The organism is Streptomyces sp. NPDC058145, from assembly GCF_042884245.1.
Taxonomy (GTDB): domain Bacteria; phylum Actinomycetota; class Actinomycetes; order Streptomycetales; family Streptomycetaceae; genus Streptomyces.
Genome location: NZ_JBHVUH010000011.1, coordinates 284,012 through 308,307, shown reverse-complemented (window position 1 = coordinate 308,307; position 24,296 = coordinate 284,012). Strand labels below are relative to the sequence as shown.

Sequence of the window (24,296 nt, the reverse complement as noted above, 5' to 3'; positions counted from 1 at the left end):
CCCACTCCCCCCGGCGGCTACGGCTTCCCCCAGCCCGGGCAACAGCAGCCGAACGCGACCGCACCCCAACCGCAGCAGCCCGGCACGCCCAACCCACCGGCCCAACCCGGCGGTTACGGCTTCCCCCAGCCCGGACAACAGCAGGCCCCCACCGGCCCCACTCCCCCCGGCGGCTACGGCTTCCCCCAGCCCGGGCAACAGCAGCCGAACGCGACCGCACCCCAACCGCAGCAGCCCGGCACGCCCAACCCCCCGGCCCAACCCGGCGGTTACGGCTTCCCCCAGCCGGGGCAGCACGGGCAGCCGCAGCCTCCCGCGCAGAGCCCGGAGGCCGGTCCGGCGGGCCAGGCCGCGCAGCCGGCCGCCGATCCCCGGGCCGGTGCCGCCTGGCCGCAGCCGATCCAGCACGACCAGCGGCAGCCGACCAACCCGGGGGCCGCGCCGCTGGGTTACACCGCGGCCGTGGAGCTGTCCTCGGACCGGCTGCTCAACAACAAGCGGCAGAAGGCGAAGAGCGGCCGGCCCGCCGCCGCGGGGTCCCGTTTCAAGCTGGGCGGGAAGAAGGAGGAGGCCGAGCGGCAGCGGAAGCTGGACCTGATCCGCACGCCGGTGCTGTCCTGCTACCGGATCGCGGTCATCAGCCTCAAGGGCGGCGTCGGCAAGACGACCACCACCACCGCCCTCGGCTCGACCCTCGCCTCCGAGCGGCAGGACAAGATCCTCGCGATCGACGCGAACCCGGACGCCGGCACGCTCGGCCGCCGGGTGCGCCGGGAGACCGGGGCGACCATCCGCGACCTGGTCCAGGCGATCCCGTACCTGAACTCGTACATGGACATCCGGCGGTTCACGTCGCAGGCGTCCTCCGGCCTGGAGATCATCGCCAACGACGTCGACCCGGCCGTCTCGACCACGTTCAACGACGAGGACTACCGGCGCGCCATCGACGTGCTGGGCAGGCAGTACCCGGTGATCCTCACCGACTCGGGCACGGGCCTGCTCTACAGCGCGATGCGCGGGGTGCTCGACCTCGCCGACCAGCTGATCATCATCTCGACGCCGTCCGTCGACGGGGCGAGCAGCGCCAGCACCACCCTGGACTGGCTGTCCGCGCACGGGTACGCCGACCTCGTCTCCCGGTCGCTCACGGTCATCTCCGGGGTGCGCGAGACCGGCAAGATGATCAAGGTCGAGGACATCGTGTCGCACTTCGAGACCCGCTGCCGCGGGGTGATCGTGGTGCCCTTCGACGAGCACCTGGCCGCCGGTGCCGAGGTCGACCTCGACATGATGCGGCCGAAGGTGCGTGAGGCGTACTTCAACCTCGCGGCCATGGTCGCCGAGGACCTCGTGCGGCACCAGCAGATGCACGGTCTGTGGACCAACGACGGCAACCCGCCGCCGGTGGCCGCCCCGCCGATGCCGGGCCAGCCGATGCCGGCCCAGCCGTACCCCGGTCAGCCGATGCCGGCCCAGCCGTACCCGGGCCAGCCCATGGCGGACCAGCCGTACCCGGGTCAGCCGTATCCGGGCCAGCCCCACCAGGGCCAGCCCTATCCGCCGCAGCCCGGCAGGCCGCAGCAGCCCGGCCAGCCGTACGCGCCGCAGCAGCAGCCGTACCCGCCGCAGCAGGCACAGCCTGGCCAGGCGCAGCCTTACCCGGAGCAGCAGGCTCAGCCGGGCCTGCCCCACCAGCAGGGCGCTCCCGCCCAGCCCTACCCGCCGCAGCCCGGCAGGCCCCAGGCGCAGCCGCCCCAGGCCCAGCCTCCGCAGGCTCCGCCGCGGCAGTAGGCCCCGGACAGGGGGACGGTACGACGAAGGGCGGCCGGTGCGCATCGCACCGGCCGCCCTTCCATGTCCCGGGGCCTACGCCTGCGCGGCCACGATCTCCCGGCACCGCTTCACGTCGTCGGCCATCTGCTCCAGCAGCGCCTCGAGCGACTCGAACTTCGCCTGGCCGCGGACGTAGGCGACGAAGTCGACGGCGACGTGCAGGCCGTACAGGTCGAGTCCGACGCGGTCGATGGCGTACGCCTCCACCGTGCGCTCGGTGCCGTCGAACTGCGGGTTGGTACCGACCGAGATCGCGGCCGGCATGAGCTCGCCCTGCGCGTGCAGATAACCGGCGTACACGCCGTCGGCCGGGATCGCGGTGTGCGGGAGCGTCTCCACGTTGGCCGTGGGGAAGCCCATCTCACGGCCGCGCTGGGCGCCGCGCACCACCACGCCCTCCACGCGGTGCGGACGGCCCAGGATCTCGCGGGCGCCGGTCACATCGCCCTCGGCGACCAGGCGCCGGGTCAGGGTCGAGGAGAACGGTTCGCCGCCGCCCGCCTCGCCGGTGACGTACAGGTCGACGACCTCGACCTCGAAGTCGTAGATCTTGCCCTGCTCGGTGAGGAACTCGACGTCGCCGGCGGCCTTGTGGCCGAAGCGGAAGTTCGGGCCCTCGACGACCGCCTTGGCGTGCAGCTTGTCGACCAGGACCTTGACCACGAACTCGGCGGGCGACAGCTTCGAGAACTCGGTCGTGAAGGGGAGGATCAGGACCGCGTCGACGCCCAGCTCCGTCATCAGCTCGGCCCGGCGGTGGTGCGGGGCGAGCAGCGGCGGGTGGCTGCCGGGGCGGACGACCTCGCTGGGGTGCGGGTCGAAGGTGACGACGACGGCCGGGACACCCAGTTCGCGGGCGCGGTCGACGGCGTGCTTGATGATCAGCTGGTGGCCGCGGTGGACGCCGTCGTAGGAACCGATGGTGACGACGCTGCGCCCCCAGTCCTGGGGGATGTCCTCCAAGCCACGCCAGCGCTGCACTGTGACCGCTCCTCGAACCCTTGTCCGTGTCTACCGTTGACCTCTTGTGCAGGTCTAAGGGTGCCATGCCGGGTGCCGGGTGCCCGCATCGGCATGGGGGCTGTGACCGGGCGCACGTTCCCCGGCAGCTCAGGCCGGTACGCGGACGCCGGCCAGGTTCTCGATCATGCGGTGCGCGCTGGGACCCACCACCGCGGCCCAGTCGTCGGGGGCCTCGCTCAGCCAGCGGGCCATCCGGGCGGCGAAGCCGGGCGCGTGCCGGGCCAGGTCGACCAGGGCGCAGTCGAAGCGGGTGGCGCCGTCGGGGGTGCGGACGAGGAGCAGGCCGGTGCGGTGGACCAGTGCGCGCAGCTCCGTCTCCCGGCCGTCTCCGTGCGGGGCCGCGGCGTACAGGACGGCGTCCAGGACGGCCGGTTCCCGCTCGTGGGCGAGCAGGAGGTCCAGCAGCTCGCGCCGCAGGGGCCGGGACGCGGGGGCTCCGGGAGCGGCGAGGACGGTGGCGAGGGCCGCCCGGACTTCTTCGGGGCCGTCGTCGAGCAGCCCGGTGACCAGGGGCAGCAGGACGGGGCGGGCGGCGGGCCCCCGGTCCAGGCAGCGGTCGACGTAGTCGGCCGCGGGTCCGGCCAGCTCCGGGCGCGTCTCCACCGCGTCCCGGACCAGGGCGGCGACCCGGCCGGCGACGCCATGGGGGGTGACGTCGGCGAGCGTGCGCAGCGTCTCCCCGGCGTCCGGGCCACCACCGCCGCTGAGGCGGGCGCGGAACGCCTCCAGGACCGGCTCGGGGTGGGTGTTCAGGGCCGGAACCAGGGCGCCGGGCGGGCACAGCGGATCGCCGTCGGCGAAGTGGCGCAGGGCTTCGGTCAGGTGCCCGTCGCGCGTCTCGGGGTCGCGGACCAGGAGGGCGAGGGCGCCGCCGTGCAGGGTGCGGTCGGCGGGGCGGGCGAGCAGGGCGAGGGCGGCGTAGCGCAGCAGCTCGCGATCGGCCGCCGAGTGGACGTGGGGGGCCGCGCGCAGCCCGGACGCGACGGCCGCGGCGCGGCGGGCGGGGCGCTCGTCGTGCGCCCAGCGGTCGACGGCCCGGCAGACCGCCGAGGGCTCGTCCTCGGCGAGGACGGCGAGCAGCTCGTCGGCGCGCGGGTGCTCACTGGTCACGAGGACCTCGGTCAGGTCGTCCAGGGCCCCGTGCCGATGGGTGTGCAGCAGCGCCTGCGCGGCGGTCGCCACGGTGGCGTCCGGGGTCGCGGGCAACGGCCGCTCGTCGTCGAACCAGCCGGTCAGGTAGGGCTGTACGACGCCGGGCTCGGTGGCCAGGAGCCGCGCCACGGCGTCGAGGTGGCGCCCGTCCGCGTCGGCCGGCTCCGGTGGCGCGGCGTCCGCCAGGACCAGCTCGCGCAGCAACGAGAGGCGTTCCTCGACCGGGACGGGCAGTGCGGTCCAGAAGGCGGGCCCGAACTCGGCCGGCACGACACGCTGTTCGCGGCGCCAGGTGACGATGTGGTCGGCGAGGATGCGCAGCACCCCGGTGTACGGCGTCGCGTCCGGGACGGCCAGCAGGGTACGGGCGAGGAGGCGGGCGGCCCACCAGGAGCTCGGCTCCAGGTCCAGGGCGTCCGTCAACTCGCGCAGTTGCAGCGCGAGTTCGCGGTGACCCTGCTGGCGGCCGAGGAGGAGCAGGGCCTGGACCACCGGGCCGACTCGGTGGTGCGGCAGGGGCGTGAGGTGCGGGTCCCCCGGGGTGCGGGGGCGGTGGACGAGGGCGTCGAGGGCCTCGTCCAGGTCGAGGTGCAGGCCCTGGATCCAGTCGGCCAGCTCCTCGTGGGCGAAGCGGTAGCCGTCGCCGGCCTGGACCAGGAGGCCTTCGGCGAGGACGGCGGAGGCCCAGCCGGAGCCGCCGCCCAGCCGGGCCGGAGCGGGCCCCCAGGGGAACACCGCCTCGAAGGACTTCCGGTCCAGCTCGCCCTGTCCGGTGCCGAGGCTGCGCCGGGCGGCCTCGTGCACCTGCCCGGCCACCCGGGCGGCGAGCCGCCGTACGGCCGTGCCGCGCAGGCCGTTCTCGGCGGCGAGGCGGACCGCGACGCGCAGGCACATCAGGTCGAGGTGGGCGGCGAAGACCTCGTGCCGGTCGACGGGACCGGCGGGTGGGGCGTCGTCCGGAAGGGCGGCCCGGACCTCGGAGAGCAGGCGCAGGGTGAGCGGGTGCCGGGCGTCGCGGTCGTCGAGGGCTCCCTCGGGGATGCGGTGGCGGGCGCGAGCCTCGCGGGCCTCCTCCCGGGTGAGCTCGGCGAGCCGCACGCACGGCGGGAGCGGGTATCCGGCGTCCGTCGCCGTGGGCGCGTGCAGCAGGCCGGCGGGGAACTCGGCCCCAACTCGCTCCCAGTACTCTTCCCGGCAGGCCACCACGAGCCGCGCCCCGGTCTGCCCCAGCCACTCCGCCGTGCCCCTGATCCACTCGGGCAATCGGCGGGCGAGGGCAGGCGGCATCTCCTCCGGTCCGTCGAGCAGGAGCAGCAGCGGGCGGCCGGCCCGCCGTGCGAGGCCGGCCACCCGCTCGGGGGTGAGGCAGGCGGTGGCGGCGGGCGGCGCGGAGGGGCCGGCGGCGACGATGCGTGCGGCTCGCGCCAGGCTGCGGCGCACCGCGTCGGCCACGGACTCGTCGGCGTCCTCCAGGTCGGCGCCACGCAGCCACAGGGTGGGGGCGGGCCGCTCGGCCCCGTGACGGCGGGCGGCGAGGGTCCCCAGTTCCGTCGTACGGCCGCTGCCCGGGGCGCCGACGAGGCCGAGCACGGCACGGCCGGCGACGTGATCGGCATCGGCATCGGCATCGGCGAAGGCGCTCAACTCGCCTGTCACTTGCTCTCGTTCGACCGGCCGCAGCGGAGTGGGGCCGGCCGCCCCGGTGTGTCCGGCCAGGGCTCCGGTCGGGCCGTCCTGGCCCACCGAGGTGGCGGTCAGTTCGAGGACACCGGCCAGGTTGAGGTCGGCGCCGTAGGCGGGCACGGTAGCCGCGTTGCGGGTGAGCAGTTCGGCGAGCGGGCCCTCGGCGGGTCGCAGGGGCACCGCGAATCCGGTGTCGCGCCGGGCGGAGTGCAGGGCGGTGCCGAGCACGGCGAGCACCGCGCCGGTCCCGGCGTCGAGCACCGGTCCCCCGGCCGCGCCACCCCCGAGCCGGAGCGCGTCCTGGCCCGCCGTTCCGATGGCCAGCTCCAGGGCGTCCTCGATGAGGTGGAAGCGGTCGGTGGCGGTGTAGGTCACCTGGGTGGCGGCCAGTACCCGTGCCTCGCGCCAGCAGCCGGCGGCGACTCGTACGTAGGCACCGGCCTCGACACGTTCGCGAACCGTCAGCGGCAGCGGCGCCACGTCCAGCCCCTCCGTACGGACCAGGGCGAGCCCGAGCTCGGGCAGCTCGGTGACGGCCTCGGCACCTACCAGGCAGGTGCGCTGCCCGGCGGCGTGCAGCACCAGCCGCCCGAGCCCGTCGACGGCCTCGTGGCTGGTGAGGAGGGTGCCACGGTGATCCGCGAGAAACCCTGTCCCACGAGGGCGTCCGGCCAGATCACGAATCAGCACGAGCCCGTCGAACCCGGCACGGTCCGTGCCGTCGCCGCGGCCGGCGACAACGGCCCGAGTCGGAACCGCGATCCGGCTCAGGTCACCGGCCCGCCCCGGATCACCGGTCCCCCTCGGGCCGCCGGTCGGCCCGAGACCGCCGGCACGGCGCGGGGCGCCAGTTCCACCCGTGACAGCGATCCGGCTCAAGTCGCCGGCCCGGCCCGGATCACCGGTCCCGCCCAGGTCTGCGACACCGCTGGAGCCGCCAGTCCGCCCCTGAACGGCGGGCCGGCTCGGGTCGCGAGTTCCACCCGGAACGGCGACCGGCCCCGAGTCGCCAGTCCCGCCGTGGTCGCCGGCGCAACTGGAGCCGCCAGTCCGACCCTGGACGGCAGGCCGGCTCGGCTCGCGAGTTCCACCCGGAACGGCGGCCGGCCCCGAGTCGCCAGTCCCGCCGTGGCCGCCGGCGCCACTGGAGTCACCGGTCCGGTCCTGGACGGCGGACCCGCTCGGGCCGCCGGTCCCGCTCGGGGCGGCGATCCAGCCCGGGAGGCCCACCCAGCTCGCATGGACGGTCCGCCTCGGGACACCGATCCCACCTGAGTCACCGACCCCGTCCGGCTCGCCGACCGGCCTAGGCGCGCCGGTCCCGCCGAGGTGGCCGATCGGGTCCGGGGCGCCGGCACGACCCGAAGCGGGGTCCCGGGCCGGATCGCCGGTCCGGGCCGGGAAGCCTGCACTCCGCCCCTCAGCCCCACCCGAGTCACCGACCCGGCCCCCGACGCCGATGTCGATGTCGTCCGTGAGCCCGACCGGGCTCGGACCGGCCGGGACGACAGCCCTGCTCGAGTTGCCTCCGCCGTGGTCCGGAAATCCCGCGTGGCTCCCGAACCGGGCAGCGTCGAAGACGTCGGTGGGCGCTGGCTTTTCGTCCCGTGCCGCCATGGCCGTACCCTCCCCGCCCGTACCCACGTGCCCTCGTCTTCGACGGTAGGCGGGGATGATCAGCGGGATAGTTCGCGGGGCGAAAGCGCCCCCTTCCGCTCCCCCGGTTCACTCCGAGCGCCTGCCCGGTCGGGTGAATGGGCGGGGGTGGCTGGATACACCCTAGGGGTGGGGGAACCGAGGGGGGACCGTGGAGCGGCGGCAGTGGCAGTACCCCGTGGCCGCCGCCGCTCCACGGGCAGGCTCGCGCGCCGGCCGGACGCCGGGTGCCTGGTCAGCCGAAGACGGCCAGGCTCTTCGCCTTGCCCTTGTGCTCCTCGACGAGGGCGAGGAATCGGCCCTCCAGGTCGAACACGGCGACGGGACCGGCGCCCGCGTACTCCTCGGGCATCTCCAGGCGGACGCCGTTGAGCAGCAGCCGGGCGCGCCGGACGTCCACCTGCCAGCGCGGGAACGCCGTCGTGGCCGCCTCGGCGATGGGCATCACGGTCAGCTCCTGCTGGAGCTGGTCCAGCGTCTTCGCGGAGTCGATCTTGTACGGCCCGACGCGCGTCCTGCGCAGCGCGGTGAGGTGGCCGCCGACGCCCAGGTCGGCGCCCAGGTCGCGGGCGAGGGCACGGATGTAGGTGCCGGACGAGCAGACCACCGAGACGACCAGGTCGAGCACGGCGGTGCCGTCCTCGGCGACGGCGTCCCGGACGTCGTACACGGCGAAGGAGGACACGGTGACCGGACGGGCCGGGATCTCGAACTCCTCGCCCTCCCGGGCCCGCTTGTACGACCGCACGCCGTTGATCTTGATGGCGCTGACCTTGGACGGCACCTGCATGATGTCGCCGGTCAGCTTGGCGATGCCGGCGTCGACGGCCTCCCGGGTCACCTTGGAGGCGTCCGTGGTGGAGGTGATCTCCCCCTCGGCGTCGTCGGTGACCGTGTTCTGGCCCAGGCGGATGGTGCCCAGGTACTCCTTCTCGGTCAGCGCGAGGTGCCCGAGGAGCTTGGTGGCGCGCTCGACGCCGAGGACCAGGACACCGGTCGCCATCGGGTCGAGGGTGCCGGCGTGGCCAACCCGTCGGGTCCGGGCGATGCCGCGCATCTTGGCGACCACGTCGTGCGAAGTGAAGCCCGACGGCTTGTCGACGATGACAAGGCCGTCGGGCGTGGTGTGCTTCTGGGTCATTCCGCGGCGTCGCCGTCCGTCTCGGCGCTCTCGTCCTCGCCCGGCGTGCGGTACGGGTCGGCGCCGCCCGCGTACGCCGCGCCCGCGGAGGCCTCACGGACCTTCGCGTCGGACTGCCGGGCCTTGTCGAGGAGGTCCTCGATGGTCCGGGCGGTGTCCGGAAGGGCGTCCGCGACGAAGGCGAGGGTCGGCGTGAACTTCACACCGGCCGCGCGGCCGACCTCGGAGCGCAGGATGCCCTTGGCGCTCTCCAGGCCGGCGGCCGCGGCCTGCCGCTCCTCGTCGTCCCCGTAGACCGTGTAGAAGACGGTCGCCTCCCGCAGGTCACCCGTGACCCGGGTGTCCGTGATGGTGACGTGCGAGCCGAGCCGCGGGTCCTTGATCCCACGCTGCAGCTTCTGGGCCACCACCTCCCGGATGAGGTCCGCCAGCCTTTTCGCCCGCGCGTTGTCGGCCACTGGTCCGTCTCCCGTTCTTTCTTCTTCTGGCGTTCTGTGGGTCTGTTCGTCGTCAGTCGTCTTCGCCGTGGAGGCGCCGTCTCACGGACAGCAGTTCCACTTCGGGGCGGCCGGCGACCAGCCGTTCGCACCGGTCCATTACGTCGGTGAGGTGCGCCGTGTCGGCGGAGACCATGGCCATGCCGATGATCGCTCGCCGGTGGAGGTCCATGTGGTCCACCTCGGCCGCGCTCACCGCGTACTTCCGCTGGAGTTCGGCGACGATCGGGCGGACGACGGAGCGCTTCTCCTTCAGCGAGTGGACGTCGCCGAGGAGCAGGTCGAAGGACAGAGTCCCCACGTACATGTGTGTAACCGGTTCACCCGCCGGTACGGGATCGGTGGCCCCGGGTCCGTATGGCCGGGGACACCAAGAACGGTACCCCGTACCTGCCGGTGACTCGACAGGGTTTCCACGGCACCGTCGGCTGGACCGCTGCCCGGGGGCGGAGCCCCCGGGCAGCGGAGCGCCGGCCGACGGGACCTCAGTCCCGCCGGCCGGCGGCGAACCGTGGGGGTTACACCCGCGGCTTCTCCCGCATCTCGTACGTCGCGATGACGTCGTCGACCTTGATGTCGTTGAAGTTTCCGAGGTTGATACCACCCTCGTAGCCTTCGCGGATCTCGGTGACGTCGTCCTTGAAGCGACGCAGGCCCTCGATGTTGAGGTTCTCCGCGACCACCTTGCCGTCGCGGATGAGGCGCGCCTTGGTGTTGCGCTTGACCTCGCCGGACCGGATGAGCACACCGGCGATGTTGCCCAGCTTGGACGACTTGAAGACCTCGCGGATCTCCGCCGTGCCGAGCTCGACCTCCTCGTACTCCGGCTTGAGCATGCCCTTGAGGGCCGCCTCGATCTCCTCGATCGCCTGGTAGATGACCGAGTAGTACCGGACGTCCACGCCCTCGCGCTCGGCCATCTGCGCCGCGCGGCCTGCCGCGCGGACGTTGAAGCCGATCACGATGGCGTCCGAGCCCATCGCCAGGTCGATGTCGGACTCCGTGACCGCACCGACGCCGCGGTGCAGGACGCGGATGTCGACCTCTTCGCCGACGTCCAGCTGGAGCAGGGAGGACTCGAGGGCCTCGACGGAACCGGAAGCGTCACCCTTGATGATCAGGTTCAGCTGCTGGACCTCGCCGGCCTTGAGCACCTTGTCCAGGTCCTCCAGGGACACGCGGCGCGTGCGCTTGGCGAACGCCGCGTTGCGCTCACGGGCGGCGCGCTTCTCGGCGATCTGACGGGCCGTACGGTCCTCGTCGACCACCAGGAAGTTGTCGCCCGCACCCGGGACGTTGGTCAGGCCCAGGACCTGGACCGGCGTCGAGGGTCCGGCCTCGGCGACGTTGTTGCCGTTGTCGTCGAGCATGGCGCGCACGCGACCGTAGGCGTCGCCCACGACCATCGTGTCGCCGACCCGCAGCGTGCCTCGCTGGACGAGGACCGTCGCCACGGCACCGCGGCCGCGGTCGAGACGGGACTCGATCGAGATGCCCTGCGCGTCCTGGTGCGGGTTGGCCCGCAGGTCGAGCGAGGCATCGGCCGTGAGGACCACGGCCTCCAGCAGCGAGTCGATGTGCAGACCCTGCTTGGCGGAGATGTCGACGAACATCGTGTCGCCGCCGTACTCCTCGGCCACCAGGCCGTACTCGGTCAGCTGACCGCGCACCTTGGTCGGGTCGGCACCCTCGACGTCGATCTTGTTGACCGCGACGACGATCGGCACCTCGGCGGCCTTGGCGTGGTTGAGCGCCTCGACCGTCTGCGGCATGACGCCGTCGTTGGCCGCGACGACCAGGATCGCGATGTCGGTCGACTTCGCACCACGGGCACGCATGGCGGTGAACGCCTCGTGACCCGGGGTGTCGATGAAGGTGATCTTGCGCTCTTCGTCGTTGACCTCGGTCGCGACCTGGTAGGCACCGATGTGCTGGGTGATGCCACCGGCCTCGCCCGCGATGACGTTCGTCTTGCGGATGGCGTCGAGCAGTCGGGTCTTACCGTGGTCGACGTGACCCATGACGGTCACGACCGGCGGACGGACGACCAGGTCCTCCTCGGAGCCCTCGTCCTCGCCGAACTCGATGTCGAAGGACTCGAGCAGCTCACGGTCCTCCTCCTCGGGGCTGACGATCTGAACGGTGTAGTTCATCTCGCCGGCGAGGAGCTGCAGGGTCTCGTCGGAGACGGACTGCGTGGCGGTGACCATCTCGCCGAGGTTCATCATGACCGCGACGAGGGACGCCGGGTTGGCGTTGATCTTCTCCGCGAAGTCCGTGAGCGACGCGCCGCGGGAGAGGCGGATGGCCTCACCGTTGCCGCGCGGCAGCATCACGCCGCCGACGCTCGGGGCCTGCATGGCCTCGTACTCCTGGCGCCTCTGACGCTTCGACTTGCGGCCACGACGCGCGGGACCGCCGGGACGGCCGAAGGCGCCCTGCGTGCCACCGCGGCCACCGGGACCGCCGGGACGGCCACCGAAGCCGGGACGGCCACCGCCGCCACCGGGACCACCGGGACGACCGGCGAAGCCGCCGCCGCCACCGGGAGCACCGGGACGACCGGCGAAGCCGCCACCGCCGCCACCCGGACGACCGGCGAAGCCGCCGCCGCCACCCGGACGACCGCCGCCGCCACCACCGGGACGACCGCCGCCGCCACCGGGACCACGGCCGCCGGGGCCACCGCCACCGGGACGCGGGCCGGCAGCGGGACGCTGCGGCATCATGCCGGGGTTCGGACGCGGACCGGCCGGGCCGGGACGCGGACCGCCCTGCGGGCGGGGCATGCCGGACGGCGACGGACGGTTACCGCCCGGAGACTGGGGACGCGGCCCGCCACCCTGGCCGCCGGCAGCCTGCGGACGGGGACCGGCGCCGGGGGCACCGGGACCGCCGGGACGCGGGCCGCCCTGCGGGCGGGGCGCCTGCGGGCGCGCCATACCGGTGGAACCACCGGAGGTGAAGGGGTTGTTACCCGGACGCGGGCCGGCCGGGCGGGCACCCGGACGCTGACCCTGGCCACCGGGGCGCTGGCCACCCTGGCCCGGACGGCCACCCTGGCCCTGACCGGCAGCCGCGGGACGGCCACCGGGCTTCGGCGCACCCGGACGGGCGCCGGGACGCGGACCCTGCGCGGCCGGACCCTGCGCGGCCGGAGCCTGCGGGGTCTGGGCGGGCGGAGCCGGCGGAGCCGGCGGAGCGGTGAACTCCGGGGCGGCCGGGGCCGGACGCGGCGCGGGCTTCGGACCCGGGACCGGACGCGGGCCGGGGGCCGGCGTCGAGGCCGCGGGAGCCGACGGAGCCGCGGGCTGCGGGGCAGCCGGCGGCTTGGGGGCGCCCGGCTTCGGGGCACCCGGACGGGCCGCCTGCGCCGGAGAGGGCGCGGCGGGCCTGGGGGCGGCCTTACGGGGGGCGGACTTGCCGGAGCCACCGCCCTGGAAGGCGTCGGTCAGCTTGCGTACTACGGGCGCTTCGATCGTCGAAGACGCCGAACGGACGAATTCACCGAGTTCCTGGAGCTTGGCCATGACGACCTTGCTCTCGACACCGAACTCCTTGGCGAGTTCGTAGACCCGGACCTTAGCCACTTCGCTCCTCTGAGGTCCGGGTTGCGTCCGGACCGTCGCTAGTTCATGGGCGTACTCATCGCGTACTCATCGAGTGCTCATCGCAATCTCGACCTGCTTTCGACTCGCGAGGTACCAGGCCGCACGGGGGGTTCCGCACGGCTCGCTTTTTACGGTGTTGCCTGCGTTGCCTGCTCGGCAACTGTCTGTCGCTCGACGTAGCGGCGCAACGCCTTTACGTCGAGCGGTCCGGGGACGCGGAGCGCCCGAGGGAACGCCCGGCGGCGCACCGCCTGATCGATACAGACCAGGTCGGGGTGTACGTAGGCACCCCGGCCGGGCAGCGTACCGCGAGGATCGGGAACGCACTGTTCCTGATCCGCCACGGTCCGCAGCAGAGCGTCCTTGGCCGCTCGCTGCCTGCACCCCACACAGGTGCGTTCAGGGCATGCGCGGGCTTGCGTCCGGCCAGACACTCCTAAGTCTACCTCCCCGCACCGACCTCACCCCACCGAGGGAGAAGTCGAGCAGTTGCTTGCTGCAGGCTGACGTGATCTCAGCGTCACTCGGCCGGGATCTATTCCCCGTCGCGGTCCCCGGCCTGCTCGGTGTCCGGCCGGATGTCGATCCGCCAGCCGGTCAGCCGGGCGGCGAGCCGGGCGTTCTGCCCTTCCTTGCCGATCGCCAGCGACAGCTGGTAGTCCGGCACGGTCACCCGGGCGGACCGGGCGGCCAGGTCCACGACGTCCACCTTGCTCACCCGGGCGGGTGACAGCGCGTTCGCCACCATCTCGGCCGGGTCGTCCGACCAGTCGACGATGTCGATCTTCTCACCGTTCAGCTCGCCCATGACGTTGCGCACCCGGCCGCCCATGGGGCCGATGCAGGCGCCCTTGGCGTTCAGGCCCGAACGGGTGGACCGCACGGCGATCTTGGTGCGGTGACCGGCCTCGCGGGCGATCGCGGCGATCTCGACCGAGCCGTCGGCGATCTCCGGCACCTCCAGGGCGAAGAGCTTCTTCACCAGGTTGGGGTGCGTGCGGGAGAGGGTCACCGAGGGGCCACGGACACCCTTGGCCACCCGGACGACGTACGACCGCAGGCGCATGCCGTGCGGGTACGTCTCGCCCGGCACCTGCTCCTGCACCGGCAGGATGGCCTCGAGCTTGCCGATGTCCACGAGCACGTTCTTGGGGTCGCGGCCCTGCTGGACCACGCCGGTGACGATGTCGCCCTCGCGGCCGGCGTACTCGCCGAGCGTCGCGTCGTCCTCGGCGTCGCGCAGCCGCTGCAGGATCACCTGCTTGGCGGTGGTGGCGGCGATCCTGCCGAAGCCGGACGGGGTGTCGTCGAACTCGCGGGGGGCCTGGCCCTCCTCGAGGTCCTCCGGGTCCTCCTTCGCCCACACGGTCACATGCCCGGTCTCCCGGTTGAGCTCCACGCGCGCGTGCCGGCGGCTTCCCTCGGTGCGGTGGTAGGCGATGAGGAGGGCCGACTCGATCGCCTCGACCAGCAGGTCGAAGGAGATCTCCTTCTCCCGCACCAAGCCCCGCAGGGCGCTCATGTCGATGTCCACGGCTACGCCTCCTCCTCTTCCTTCATGTCCTTCTTGTCCTTGCGGTTGAACTCGACCTGCACGCGCGCCTTCGCGATCTCCGGGAATCCGAGTCTGCGGGCGGTCGCCTTGCGGCCCTTCACCCCGGGCACCTCGACCTCGATGCCCTCCTCGCCCACTTCGAGGATCCTCGCGACCAGTTCGCCGCCCTCGGTCAGCTGGAACCTCACCAGCCGGTCGGTGGCGCGCACAAAGTGCCGGTGCTCGGTCAGGGCGCGCTCCGCGCCGGGGGTGCCGACCTCCAGGTCGTACGCGTCGTCGCCCATCGCGTTGGTCTCGTCGAGCTTCGCCGAGAGCGCGCGGCTCACATCGGCGATCCGGTCCAGGTCCGCTCCGGTGTCGGAGTCGACGGTCACACGCAGCACACGCTTGCGTCCGACGGATTCCACGGTGATCTCTTCGAGGTCCAACCCCTGAGAGGTGACGAGCGGTTCAAGCAGCTCTCGCAGCCTCTCGCTCTGGGTGGTGCTCATCCGGGTGACTCCTCGGCCGCGTGTGCTGTTGTGGGATGGGTCGCGTGTCTGGTCAAAGGGTATCCGGTCGCAGGGAGTGTTGCCGTCCACCTGTGTACGCGCGGTGCCGGTGAGTGGCGTACCAGCGGGGCGCGGGTACGGTGATCACGGGCATGCCGCCCGACGGTCGTTCCCCCTCCTTGCCGTTGCCTGCCGTTCCCTTCGTACGAGTGCCCGAGGACGTCTGCAGTGTCGTACCCCCCGCCGCCGCGCACCCCCTCGGGTCCGCGCAGAAGATCCCTGCTCGCCTCGGCCGCCGGGGCCGCCCTGCTGGTGGGCTGCTCGGCCGGTCCCGACTCCGCCGCCGGCGGGACTCCTTCGGCGACCGCGCGGGCACGCGCGCGTGCGGCCCGGGACAGCGAGGGGCTGCTGGAGCGGTACGACGCGGTGCTCGCCGCGCACCCCGCGCTGGCGGAGCCGCTGGGACCGCTGCGGGCGCAGGTCGCGGCACACCGGGCGGCGTTCGCCGGCCGCACCGCCGCCGGCACGCAGGCGCCCGCGTCCGCCCCTCCCGGTTCTGCCTCACCCACCGCTTCGTCGCCGGCCCTGGCCGTGCCCGCCGGTGAGAAGGACGCGCTGGCGTTCCTCGCCACCGCCGAACGGAGCCTCGCCGACCGCCGGGCGAAGGACCTGCTGGACGTGCCGGGCGAACTGGCCCGGCTGATGGCGTCGGCGTCGGCGGCCGGGGCGGCGCACGCGTACCTGCTGACCGAGGGGGCCAAGTGAGCGAGCGGGACAGGCCGGCCGAACTGACCGCGCTGCAGGCCGCGCTGGCGGCGGAGCACGCCGCGGTGTACGGGTACGGCGTCGTCGGCGGGCGCGTCGGCGACAAGCGGCTGACGCAGGCGCGGGCGGCCTACGACGCCCACCGGGCCCGCCGGGACGCGCTGGTGCGCGAGGTGCGCGAGCTGGGCGGCGAGCCGGTCGCCGCGAGCGCCGCGTACGCGCTGCCGTTCCCGGTGGCGGACACCGCGGCCGCGGTGCGGCTCGCCGCCGACCTGGAGGAGCGGGTGGCCGGGGTCTACTCGGACCTGGTGCGGGCGACGACCGGGGAGCGGCGCGGTGCGGCCGCCGGGGCGCTGCGGGAGGCCGCGGTGCGGGCGGTGCGCTGGAGCGGGGAGAGCGTAGCCTTCCCTGGGCTCGCCGAGCGGACCGGTGACGACACGGGTGCGGCGGGGCCGAGCACCTCGGCGTCCCCGTCGAGGTGACGGCGGAGCCGCCCGCAGGGCAGGCCCAGGAGAGGAAGGAAACGACTCGCGCATGGTTTTCGAACCGCCCCGGCGGCTGGTGCGGGCGCTCGGTGAGACGGCGCCGGCCGGGGACGACTGGCTGGCGCGGCTGCCGGAGACGGCCGAACGGACGGTCGCGCGGCGCGAGTTGACCGTGGAGCGGGTCCAGGTGCCGGGCGGCCGCAGCAGCCTGGTGGTACTGGTCCGGCGGGCGGACGGCACGCCGGCGGTGCTGAAGCTGGCTCCGGACCGGGCCCGGCCGGAGAGCGAGCGGGCGGCGCTGGCGCACTGGGCGGGACGGGGTGCCGTACAGCTGCTGGAGTCGGACGCCGGGGACAGTGCGGACGGGGTGCTGCTGCTGGAGCGGCTGCACCCGGACGTCTCGGTGCGGTCGCTGCCGGAGGCGAAGGCGCTGCTGGAGGCGGCGGGGACGCTGCGGCGGCTGTGGGTCGAGCCGCCGGGCGGGCACGCCTTCGAGACGGTGGCGGAGCGGACCGGGCGGCAGGCGGAGGCGATGCGGGCGGGCGCGCTGGCCGAGCCGGAGACGGCACCGCTGGTGGACGCGGCGCTCACGGCCCGTGAGGAGCTGCTGGCCGCACCGCCGGACCACCGGCTGCTGCACGGCACGTTCCGGCAGAGCAAGGTGCTCGCCGGGGAGCGGATGCACTGGCTGGCGGTGGGCCCGGACCCGGTGGTCGGCGAGTGTGCCTTCGACCTCGCGCGGCTGGTGCGCGACCGGGTGGAGGACCTGATCGCCAACCCGTCCGGCGCGTCCACCACCCGGCGCCGGATCAAGCGGCTCGCGGAGTCACTGGAGGTGGACCTGGACCGGCTGCGCGGCTGGACCCTGTTCCGCGCGGTGGAGTCCGGAGCCCGGGCCCTCCGGGTGGGCCGCCCGAAGGACGCGGAGCTGCTGCTCGAATTCGCGGGCTGGCTGTAGCCCCGCCGGGCAACGGCCGGTACGGCGAGACGCGCTGAGGCGTCGGCGCGTGTGGCGCACGGCCGGGGAAGGTCACCGACGCGGCGGGGCCCGGAGCGCCCAGGCTGTCTTCCCGCGCCCGGGCTCTCCTCCTGGGGACGCCGGACGCGCGCGGTGACCGCCCTGGGACCGGGTCCGCCGGCCGCCGCCATGAGCCCGAGCGCGGCGCCGACACGGCAGGAACCCGACAGGCGCCAAGCCCCGCGCCTTCCGGCCCGATGCACGAGCCACCCGCCCGCAACGGCTCCTTGCGGGACGCCGAGGCGCGTCAACGGCCACTCGACGCCCGGCCTGCCGGGCCACGAGCCCGAGCACGGCATGGACGCGGCGGCGACCCGGCGCGAACCCACGTAAACACCCAGGGCGCCCACGGCAGAACGCCCCGCGTCCCCGAACGGGGCGCGGGGCGCGGGCCGCCGGTGTCAGGCGGACAGGCGGTTGGTGGCGTCCTCGACGGACAGTTCCTCGCGCTCGCCGGTCCTGCGGTCCTTGAGTTCCAGCACGCCCTCGGCGGAGCGGCGACCGGCCACCAGGATCTGCGGTACGCCGATCAGCTCGGCGTCGGTGAACTTGACGCCCGGGGAGACACCGGCCCGGTCGTCGACCAGGACGCGCAGGCCGGCGGCCCGCAGCCGCTCCGCGACGTCGAGCGCCAGCTCGGTCTGCAGTGCCTTGCCGGCGGCGACGACGTGCACGTCGGCCGGGGCGACCTCCTTGGGCCAGACCAGGCCGTGCTCGTCGGCGTGCTGCTCGGCGAGGGCGGCGACGGCGCGGGAGACGCCGACGCCGTAGGAGCCCATGGTCACGCGGACCGGCTTGCCGTTCTGGCCGAGGACGTCCAGCTTGAGGGCGTCGGCGTACTTGCGGCCGAGCTGGAAGATGTGGCCGATCTCGATGGCGCGGTCCAGCTTCAGGCCGGTGCCGCACTTCGGGCAGGGGTCGCCGTCGCGCACCACCACGACGTCCACGTACTCGTCGACCTCGAAGTCACGGCCGGCGACCACGTTCCTGGCGTGCGTGTGCTCCTTGTTGGCGCCGGTGATCCAGGCGGTGCCGGGGGCCACGCGCGGGTCGGCGAGGTACTTGACCTTGTCGCCCAGGCCCTGCGGGCCGACGTAGCCGCGCACCAGGTCGGGGCGGCCGGCGAAGTCCGCCTCGGTGACCATCTCGACGCCGGCCGGGGCGAAGTGCTCCTCCAGCTTGCCGAGGTCCACCTCGCGGTCACCGGGCACGCCGACGGCGACGATCTCGCCGCCCACCTTGACCAGCAGGTTCTTCAGGGTGGCCGAGGCCGGCACACCGAGCGAGGCGGCGAGGGTCTCGATGGTCGGGGTGTCGGGGGTGGGGATCTCCTCGAGCGCGGGGACGTCCGAGCCGTCCACCGGCTTCAGCTCGTAGGTGATCGCCTCCGTGTTGGCGGCGAAGTCGCAGTTCGGGCAGTCCGCGAAGGTGTCCTCGCCGGCCTCGGCCGGAGCGAGGAACTCCTCGGACTTCGAGCCGCCCATGGCGCCGGCGGTGGCCGCGCAGATGCGGTAGTCGAGGCCGAGCCGGTCGAAGATGCGCTGGTAGGCCTGGCGGTGCAGGGCGTAGGACTTCGCCAGGCCCTCGTCCTCGAGGTCGAAGGAGTACGAGTCCTTCATCAGGAACTCGCGGCCGCGCAGGATGCCGGCGCGGGGGCGGGCCTCGTCACGGAACTTGGACTGGATCTGGTAGAGGATCACCGGCAGGTCCTTGTAGGACGTGCACTGGTCCTTGACCAGCAGGGTGAAGATCTCCTCGTGGGTCGGGCCGAGGAGGTAGTCGCCGCCCTTGCGGTCCTTCAGCCGGAACAGCTCCTGGCCGTACTCGTCCCATCGACCGGTCACCTCGTAGGGCTCGCGCGGCAGCAGAGCGGGGAGGGAGACCTCCTGGCCGCCGATGGCGTCCATCTCCTCGCGGACGATCCGCTCCACGTTGGCGAGGACCTTCTTGCCGAGCGGCAGCCAGGACCAGATGCCGGCGGCGGTGCGGCGGACGTAGCCGGCGCGGACGAGGAGTTTGTGGCTGAGGACCTCGGCGTCGGCCGGGTCGTCGCGCAGCGTCTTCGCCATCAACTGGGACATGCGCTGGACCGGTGCGTTCGCCATGGTTCTCGTACTCCTGCCGGATGGGGGTCCCCCGCTCGAGCGCGGCCGAGAACGGGGGATGGTGATGGCATAGGAGGTTAGCCGGGCGGGCTGTGCCGGTGGAAATCGGTTAACCCCGGCGTAGCGGCAGGGGGGCGCCCATCACTGCGTACGGCTTGGCGGCGCTCGGGAAGTGCACCTGGCGGGCGAGGTCGATGTAGCCGAGGGAGTGGTAGAGCCCGCGGGCGGGGCTCTCGGTGTCGATCGCGGAGAGGATCGAGCGGGGTTCGTCGGCGCTGTCGGTGATGGTGGTGATCAGGCGGCGGCCGATGCCCCGGTTCTGGTGGTCGGGGTGGACGTGCAGCTCGGTGATGACGAAGGAGTCGTCCAGCCAGAACTCGTTCCGCCGGGCGCGGAGGTAGGGCTCCACGACGGTGGACCACCAGTGGCCGCGGGAGTTGGGCATGCCGTAGACGAAACCCACGAGGTGGCCCTGCGGGGTCGTCGCGCCGAAGGCCCGGGCTCCCGGGTACTGCATGTGGCGCTGGACGATCTGGCGGCGTACGGCGACTTCCTCCGGGCCCAGTCCGAAGGCGAGGGCTTGGACGGACAACGCCTCGTCCACGTGGGCTGCGAGGTCCAAGGGGCCGATCACGAGGTCCATGTCGGGGAGGGTACAGGGGCCTCAGAAGAGGATGCTCATGAAGGCTCCCACCTCCTGGAAGCCCACCCGGCGGTACGTTCGTCGCGCCGCCGTGTTGAAGTCGTTCACGTACAGGCTGACCACGGGCGCCACGTCGGCCAGGGCGTAGCGCAGCACCGCCGCCATGCCGGGCGCCGCCAGGCCCCGGCCCCGGTACTCGGGGGCGACCCACACGCCCTGGATCTGGCAGGCCCGGGGGGTCGCCGCGCCGATCTCCGCCTTGAAGACGACCCTGCCGTGCTCGTCGAGGCGGGCGAAGGAGCGGCCGGAGCCGACGAGCTCGGCCACCCGGGCCTGGTACAGCAGGCCACCGTCCCCGGCCAGCGGGGACACCCCGACCTCCTCGGTGAACATCGCCACGCACGCCGGCATGATCGTCTCCACCTCGTCCTTGCGGATGCGACGGACGTAGGGATCCGGGGCGATGTCGTGGGGCATGTGGTCGGTGACCATCAGGGGCTGCTGGGCGCGGACCTCGCGGGCCGGGCCCCAGTGCGGTTCGAGCAGGCGCCACAGCTGGGCGGTGGAGTCGGCGGGCCCGACGATGGAGGAGCAGCGGCGGCCGGCCCTGCGGGCGCGGTCGGCGAAGGCGCGCACCGCGCGCGGGGAGGCGCAGATGGGGACGAGGTTGGCGCCGGCGTAGCAGAGGGACGTGAGCATGCCGTCCTCGTACCAGCCCCACATCTCGCCGCCGAGCCGCCAGGGGTCGAGGCCCGCCACCTGCACCCGGGAGGTCACGAAGGCGTTCGCGACCGGCTCGCGGTCGAGGACGGCGAGCGCGGCGTCAAGGTCGCTCGGTTCGAGCACCCGGGAGGTGGTCTGGGTCAACACGGGCGGGGCCTCACGCTGGGGTTCTGCTGATCTCCGCACTGTACCTGCGGATTCTGGGCGGCGCCGCCCCCGGTACCGGGCCCAGGGCTCGCAGGGGGGCGGGCGGCAACACGCCGTGCCGAAGGCGGAGCGGCCTGCGGGTAAAGGTGAAAATGCCACAAGAAGCCATTTTTCGGACGGCGACGGGAACGCGGTGGGTGCGGTGCCGGAACGCGCGGTGCCGGAACACCGGACGGCCGTCCGGTACGACGACGAGGGCGTGAGGACATGAGCGGGGCAGCCGCGAGCCGTGAGCCGGAGCTCCCGCACGCGATCCTGCGCGATCTGGGCACCGGTGTCTTCACCATCGACCTGGCCGGGCGCATCACGTACGTCAACCCGTGGGCCGAGCGGCTCCTGGGCAGGACGGCGGGCGAGATGCTCGGTCATGACGCGCACGACCTGCTGCACCGCCGCCCCGACGGCAGCGCGGTGCCCCGCGAACAGTGCCTGATGCGGGCACCGCTGCACGACAACCGGTCCGTCGGGCAGGGCAGTGAGGAGCACTTCCTGCGCGCCGACGGCACGACCCTGCCGATCATCTGGGCGACCACTCCCCTGCGGCTGGCGGGCCGCAGGGCTGGGCTGGCGATCGTCTTCAGCGACTTCAGCCTGCACCGGGAGGCCGAGCGGCGGGCGACGGCGCGCACCACCGCCCTGGAGGCGCTGACGGCCCGGCTGAACCTGGTGTCGAAGATCTCCTCCGTGCTGATCTCGGCCCGGAACCCGACCGCCCAGATGCGCCGGGTGCTGCGGATGCTCGTCCCGGAGCTGGGCGACTGGGCCGCGGTGGCCCTGCGCTCGGAGCGGACCGGGGCGCTGGAGCGGGTCGCCGTCCGCTGTCCGGCGCACCCGCACCGGGCGAAACGGCTGGAGGGACCACTGCCGCCGCTGCCGCCCAGGGCCCGCCGGGCGCTGACGCGGGCGACGAACAACGAGGAGCCCGTGCTGCTGGTCGCGGAGGAGCTGCGGGACCGGGACGCCCCGCTCGCCGCGACCCACGGGCCGCTGTTCGAGCGGCTCGGCGGTCGCTCGGCCGTCGTGGTACCGCTGCGCGCCCGCCGGCACCACTACGGGATGCTGACCGTCGGCCGCGCCGAGGCGTCCCCCGCGTTCACCGACGCCGAGGTAGGGCTCCTCGCCGACCTGGGCTGGCGCGTGGCGCTGGTGCTGGACAACGAGCGGCTCTACGAGGAGCAGCGCAACGTCGCCGCGACCATGCAGCGCCAGCTGCTGGCCCCGCTGCCCCAGGTGAACCACCTGCGGATGGCCGCGCGCTATCTGCCCGCGCAGCGGGCGATGGAGATCGGCGGCGACTGGTACGACGCCTTCCTGCTCAGCGACGGGGTGATGGCCCTGGTGATCGGGGACGTGGTGGGCCACGACCTGGAGGCCGCCGCCCACATGGCCGAGGTCCGCAACATGCTGCGGGGTCTGGCCTGGGTGGACCGGGAGCCGCCCAGCGTGATCATGCGCCGCCTCGACGAGGCGGTGACGAACACCAGCGACGCCCCGATGGCCACGCTGCTCTTCGCCCGGATCGAGGGTCCCCTGGGCGGTCCCTGGCGGCTGCGCTGGGTGAACGCCGGGCACCCGCCGCCGCTGCTGGTGACCCATGAGGGCGACGCGCGGTTCCTGACCGGCGGGCACGGGCCGCTGATCGGCATGAGCGCCACCCTGCACCTGGGCCTGAGCTGGCCGGACGCCTCCGAGGAACTGCCCGCCGAGTGCACGCTGCTGCTCTACACCGACGGTCTCGTGGAGAGCCGGGACCGGCCGATCGACCTCGGCATGGCCAAGCTGCGCCACCACGCCTCCATGCTGGCCCGGCGGCTGGACGAGGGGACCGTGGACGACTTCTGCGACGAGCTGCTGAAGCGGATAGGGCCGAGCGGTGACGACGTCGCCCTGCTCGCGCTGCGTCTGCCGGCCGCCGGCGCGGGCGCCCCCGGCGACCGCAGCGCCCCGCCGCCTCCGCAGTCCTCCTACAGCCCGGCCGCCCCGGACCGCGCCGCCCCCGGGTCCGTCCAGCAGGACGCCCCGGTACAGGACCCGACACGAGGCGAACCAGAGGAGTGAAGGGACCCGACGCATCCCGCCCGGCTCGCCGGGGGACTCCCGCTCCGTTCCGCGGCACGCCCGGGGACGGGGCCTGACACGGGGCGAACGAGTGGAGTGGACGGACCCGGCGCCGCCAAGCTCGCGGCCGGCCGTCGTGAGCGCCCGACGCGCCGCCGGGGACCCACGGACACGCCCGTCGACCTCGCCGCGCCGCCGCCTCCGTGCCTCCCCGACAGCCGGACGCCCCGCACCGGGGCCGCCCCGGATGCGTCCAGCAGGACGTTCCGGCGCAGGGCCCGGCACGGGCGCGCGACAGGGGGGAGCGGGCCCGGCGTTTCCCGGGCCGGTCCGTGTGGGGGCTCAGCCCGCTACCGAGACCTCGGGCTCGCCGGAGGCCACGCCGTCGGCCTCCATGGCCTCGGCGAGCTTCATGGCCTCCTCGATGAGGGTCTCCACGATCTTGGACTCCGGGACGGTCTTGATGACCTCGCCCTTGACGAAGATCTGGCCCTTGCCGTTGCCGGAGGCGACGCCGAGGTCGGCCTCACGGGCCTCGCCGGGGCCGTTCACGACGCAGCCCATGACGGCGACGCGGAGCGGGACCTCCATACCGGTCAGACCGGCGGTGACCTCTTCGGCGAGCTTGTAGACGTCGACCTGGGCGCGGCCGCAGGACGGGCAGGAGACGATCTCCAGGCCGCGCTGCTTGAGGTTCAGGGACTCCAGGATCTGGTTGCCGACCTTGACCTCCTCCACGGGAGGCGCGGAGAGGGAGACGCGGATGGTGTCGCCGATGCCCTGGGAGAGCAGGGCGCCGAAGGCGACCGCGGACTTGATCGTGCCCTGGAAGGCGGGGCCGGCCTCGGTGACGCCGAGGTGCAGCGGGTAGTCGCACTGCTCCGCGAGCTGCCGGTAGGCCTCGATCATCACGACCGGGTCGTTGTGCTTGACCGAGATCTTGATCTCGCGGAAGTCGTGCTCCTCGAAGAGGGACGCCTCCCACAGGGCCGACTCGACCAGCGCCTCCGGGGTGGCCTTGCCGTACTTCTGCAGCAGCCGCCGGTCCAGGGAGCCCGCGTTGACGCCGATCCGGATCGGGGTGCCGTGGTCCTTGGCGGCCCGCGCGATCTCGCGGACCTTGTCGTCGAACTGCTTGATGTTGCCGGGGTTGACGCGGACGGCGGCGCAGCCGGCCTCGATGGCGGCGAAGACGTACTTCGGCTGGAAGTGGATGTCCGCGATCACCGGGATCTGCGACTTGCGCGCGATGGTCGCGAGGGCGTCGGCGTCGTCCTGGGTGGGGCAGGCGACCCGGACGATCTGGCAGCCGGACGCGGTCAGCTCGGCGATCTGCTGCAGGGTCGCGCCCACGTCGGACGTACGGGTCGTGGTCATCGACTGGACCGATACGGGCGCGTCTCCGCCGACCGCCACGGTTCCGACCTGGATCTGCCGGCTCTTCCGGCGCTCGGCGAGCTTGGTCGGAACGGACGGCATGCCGAGAGAAATCGCAGTCATCTGCTGTGCAACCCCAAGTCGTGGATCAAGATCCGGTCCCGTGATCGGCGGGCTCCAGGCTTCGAGATTACGGCACCGGCGCGTGCGCGGGCACATCCCACCCGGCAAACACACTCATTGGAAGGCGGCCCGGAATACGGTGTCCCGGGC

At 73.5% G+C, this 24,296-nt stretch carries 18 protein-coding genes; 5 read left to right on the top strand and 13 right to left on the bottom strand.

Annotation, left to right across the window (positions count from 1 at the left end; genetic code table 11):
• Window positions 1-1,791 (top strand): AAA family ATPase (locus ACFVVO_RS25955; protein WP_390057983.1); only part of this gene is annotated, 1,791 nt, incomplete at its 5' end.
• A 75-nt stretch (window positions 1,792-1,866) separates the two neighbouring features.
• Here the strand turns inward: ACFVVO_RS25955 and ACFVVO_RS25950 are convergent.
• From ACFVVO_RS25950 to rimP, 9 genes are all read right to left on the bottom strand, one after another.
• Window positions 1,867-2,814 (bottom strand): bifunctional riboflavin kinase/FAD synthetase, encoded by a 948-nt coding sequence (locus ACFVVO_RS25950; RefSeq protein WP_390057982.1) that lies wholly within the window; start codon window positions 2,812-2,814, stop codon window positions 1,867-1,869.
• 129 nt (window positions 2,815-2,943) lie between these two features.
• A complete protein-coding gene (locus ACFVVO_RS25945; RefSeq protein ID WP_390057981.1) occupies window positions 2,944-6,381 on the bottom strand; it encodes a trypsin-like peptidase domain-containing protein in 3,438 nt (1,145 codons plus the stop codon).
• Between the two features lie 1,201 nt (window positions 6,382-7,582).
• Complete coding sequence (gene truB / locus ACFVVO_RS25940; protein WP_390057980.1) at window positions 7,583-8,488, bottom strand: tRNA pseudouridine(55) synthase TruB; 906 nt, start codon at window positions 8,486-8,488, stop codon at window positions 7,583-7,585.
• Window positions 8,485-8,946: a 30S ribosome-binding factor RbfA gene (gene rbfA / locus ACFVVO_RS25935; RefSeq protein WP_390057979.1), complete on the bottom strand. Its 462-nt coding sequence runs from the start codon at window positions 8,944-8,946 to the stop codon at window positions 8,485-8,487. Before rbfA ends, truB begins: the two co-directional genes overlap by 4 nt.
• A gap of 52 nt (window positions 8,947-8,998) precedes the next feature.
• The gene (locus ACFVVO_RS25930; protein WP_390057978.1) at window positions 8,999-9,292 is read right to left on the bottom strand and encodes a DUF503 domain-containing protein; all 294 of its coding nucleotides are present in this window, start codon (window positions 9,290-9,292) and stop codon (window positions 8,999-9,001) included.
• A 211-nt stretch (window positions 9,293-9,503) separates the two neighbouring features.
• Complete coding sequence (gene infB, locus ACFVVO_RS25925) at window positions 9,504-12,575, bottom strand: translation initiation factor IF-2 (RefSeq protein WP_390057977.1); 3,072 nt, start codon at window positions 12,573-12,575, stop codon at window positions 9,504-9,506.
• A gap of 149 nt (window positions 12,576-12,724) precedes the next feature.
• Window positions 12,725-13,030 carry a YlxR family protein gene (locus ACFVVO_RS25920; protein ID WP_390057976.1) on the bottom strand — a complete coding sequence of 102 codons (306 nt, stop codon included), beginning with the start codon at window positions 13,028-13,030 and terminating at the stop codon, window positions 12,725-12,727.
• Window positions 13,031-13,131: 101 nt separating this feature from the next.
• A complete protein-coding gene (gene nusA / locus ACFVVO_RS25915; protein WP_351664219.1) occupies window positions 13,132-14,130 on the bottom strand; it encodes a transcription termination factor NusA in 999 nt (332 codons plus the stop codon).
• 2 nt (window positions 14,131-14,132) lie between these two features.
• Window positions 14,133-14,642 (bottom strand): ribosome maturation factor RimP, encoded by a 510-nt coding sequence (gene rimP, locus ACFVVO_RS25910; RefSeq protein ID WP_390057975.1) that lies wholly within the window; start codon window positions 14,640-14,642, stop codon window positions 14,133-14,135.
• 228 nt (window positions 14,643-14,870) lie between these two features.
• Here rimP and ACFVVO_RS25905 point away from each other — a divergent pair, with 228 nt between their 5' ends.
• The 3 genes from ACFVVO_RS25905 to ACFVVO_RS25895 are packed head-to-tail and all read left to right on the top strand — an operon-like array spanning window position 14,871 to window position 16,850.
• Entirely contained in the window at window positions 14,871-15,407 is a 537-nt protein-coding gene (locus ACFVVO_RS25905) for a hypothetical protein (protein ID WP_390057974.1), read from the top strand.
• Window positions 15,404-15,889 carry a ferritin-like domain-containing protein gene (locus ACFVVO_RS25900; protein WP_390057973.1) on the top strand — a complete coding sequence of 162 codons (486 nt, stop codon included), beginning with the start codon at window positions 15,404-15,406 and terminating at the stop codon, window positions 15,887-15,889. Before ACFVVO_RS25905 ends, ACFVVO_RS25900 begins: the two co-directional genes overlap by 4 nt.
• Before the next feature lie 52 nt (window positions 15,890-15,941).
• Complete coding sequence (locus ACFVVO_RS25895) at window positions 15,942-16,850, top strand: aminoglycoside phosphotransferase family protein (protein ID WP_390057972.1); 909 nt, start codon at window positions 15,942-15,944, stop codon at window positions 16,848-16,850.
• Between the two features lie 461 nt (window positions 16,851-17,311).
• On the opposite strand, the gene ACFVVO_RS25890 is transcribed toward ACFVVO_RS25895, so the two are convergent.
• From ACFVVO_RS25890 to ACFVVO_RS25880, 3 genes are all read right to left on the bottom strand, one after another.
• Complete coding sequence (locus ACFVVO_RS25890; protein WP_390057971.1) at window positions 17,312-19,015, bottom strand: proline--tRNA ligase; 1,704 nt, start codon at window positions 19,013-19,015, stop codon at window positions 17,312-17,314.
• 109 nt (window positions 19,016-19,124) lie between these two features.
• The gene (locus ACFVVO_RS25885) at window positions 19,125-19,658 is read right to left on the bottom strand and encodes a GNAT family N-acetyltransferase (RefSeq protein WP_390057970.1); all 534 of its coding nucleotides are present in this window, start codon (window positions 19,656-19,658) and stop codon (window positions 19,125-19,127) included.
• 21 nt (window positions 19,659-19,679) lie between these two features.
• Window positions 19,680-20,528, bottom strand: coding sequence for a GNAT family N-acetyltransferase (locus tag ACFVVO_RS25880; RefSeq protein WP_390057969.1), 849 nt, complete (start codon window positions 20,526-20,528; stop codon window positions 19,680-19,682).
• Window positions 20,529-20,795: 267 nt separating this feature from the next.
• Here ACFVVO_RS25880 and ACFVVO_RS25875 point away from each other — a divergent pair, with 267 nt between their 5' ends.
• Window positions 20,796-22,646 carry a SpoIIE family protein phosphatase gene (locus ACFVVO_RS25875; RefSeq protein ID WP_390057968.1) on the top strand — a complete coding sequence of 617 codons (1,851 nt, stop codon included), beginning with the start codon at window positions 20,796-20,798 and terminating at the stop codon, window positions 22,644-22,646.
• Window positions 22,647-22,988: 342 nt separating this feature from the next.
• Here the strand turns inward: ACFVVO_RS25875 and ispG are convergent, their stop codons facing one another.
• Window positions 22,989-24,146, bottom strand: coding sequence for a flavodoxin-dependent (E)-4-hydroxy-3-methylbut-2-enyl-diphosphate synthase (ispG, locus tag ACFVVO_RS25870; RefSeq protein WP_390057967.1), 1,158 nt, complete (start codon window positions 24,144-24,146; stop codon window positions 22,989-22,991).
• Window positions 24,147-24,296: the final 150 nt, after the last annotated feature.

Coding starts and splice junctions, on each gene's coding strand:
- ACFVVO_RS25895 (WP_390057972.1), top strand. CDS start 15,942: ATGGTTTTCGAACCGCCCCGGCGGCTGGTGCGGGCGCTCGGTGAGACG.
- truB (WP_390057980.1), bottom strand. CDS start 8,488: ATGACCCAGAAGCACACCACGCCCGACGGCCTTGTCATCGTCGACAAG.
- ACFVVO_RS25890 (WP_390057971.1), bottom strand. CDS start 19,015: ATGGCGAACGCACCGGTCCAGCGCATGTCCCAGTTGATGGCGAAGACG.
- ACFVVO_RS25930 (WP_390057978.1), bottom strand. CDS start 9,292: ATGTACGTGGGGACTCTGTCCTTCGACCTGCTCCTCGGCGACGTCCAC.
- rimP (WP_390057975.1), bottom strand. CDS start 14,642: ATGAGCACCACCCAGAGCGAGAGGCTGCGAGAGCTGCTTGAACCGCTC.
- ACFVVO_RS25885 (WP_390057970.1), bottom strand. CDS start 19,658: ATGGACCTCGTGATCGGCCCCTTGGACCTCGCAGCCCACGTGGACGAG.
- ispG (WP_390057967.1), bottom strand. CDS start 24,146: ATGACTGCGATTTCTCTCGGCATGCCGTCCGTTCCGACCAAGCTCGCC.
- ACFVVO_RS25875 (WP_390057968.1), top strand. CDS start 20,796: ATGAGCGGGGCAGCCGCGAGCCGTGAGCCGGAGCTCCCGCACGCGATC.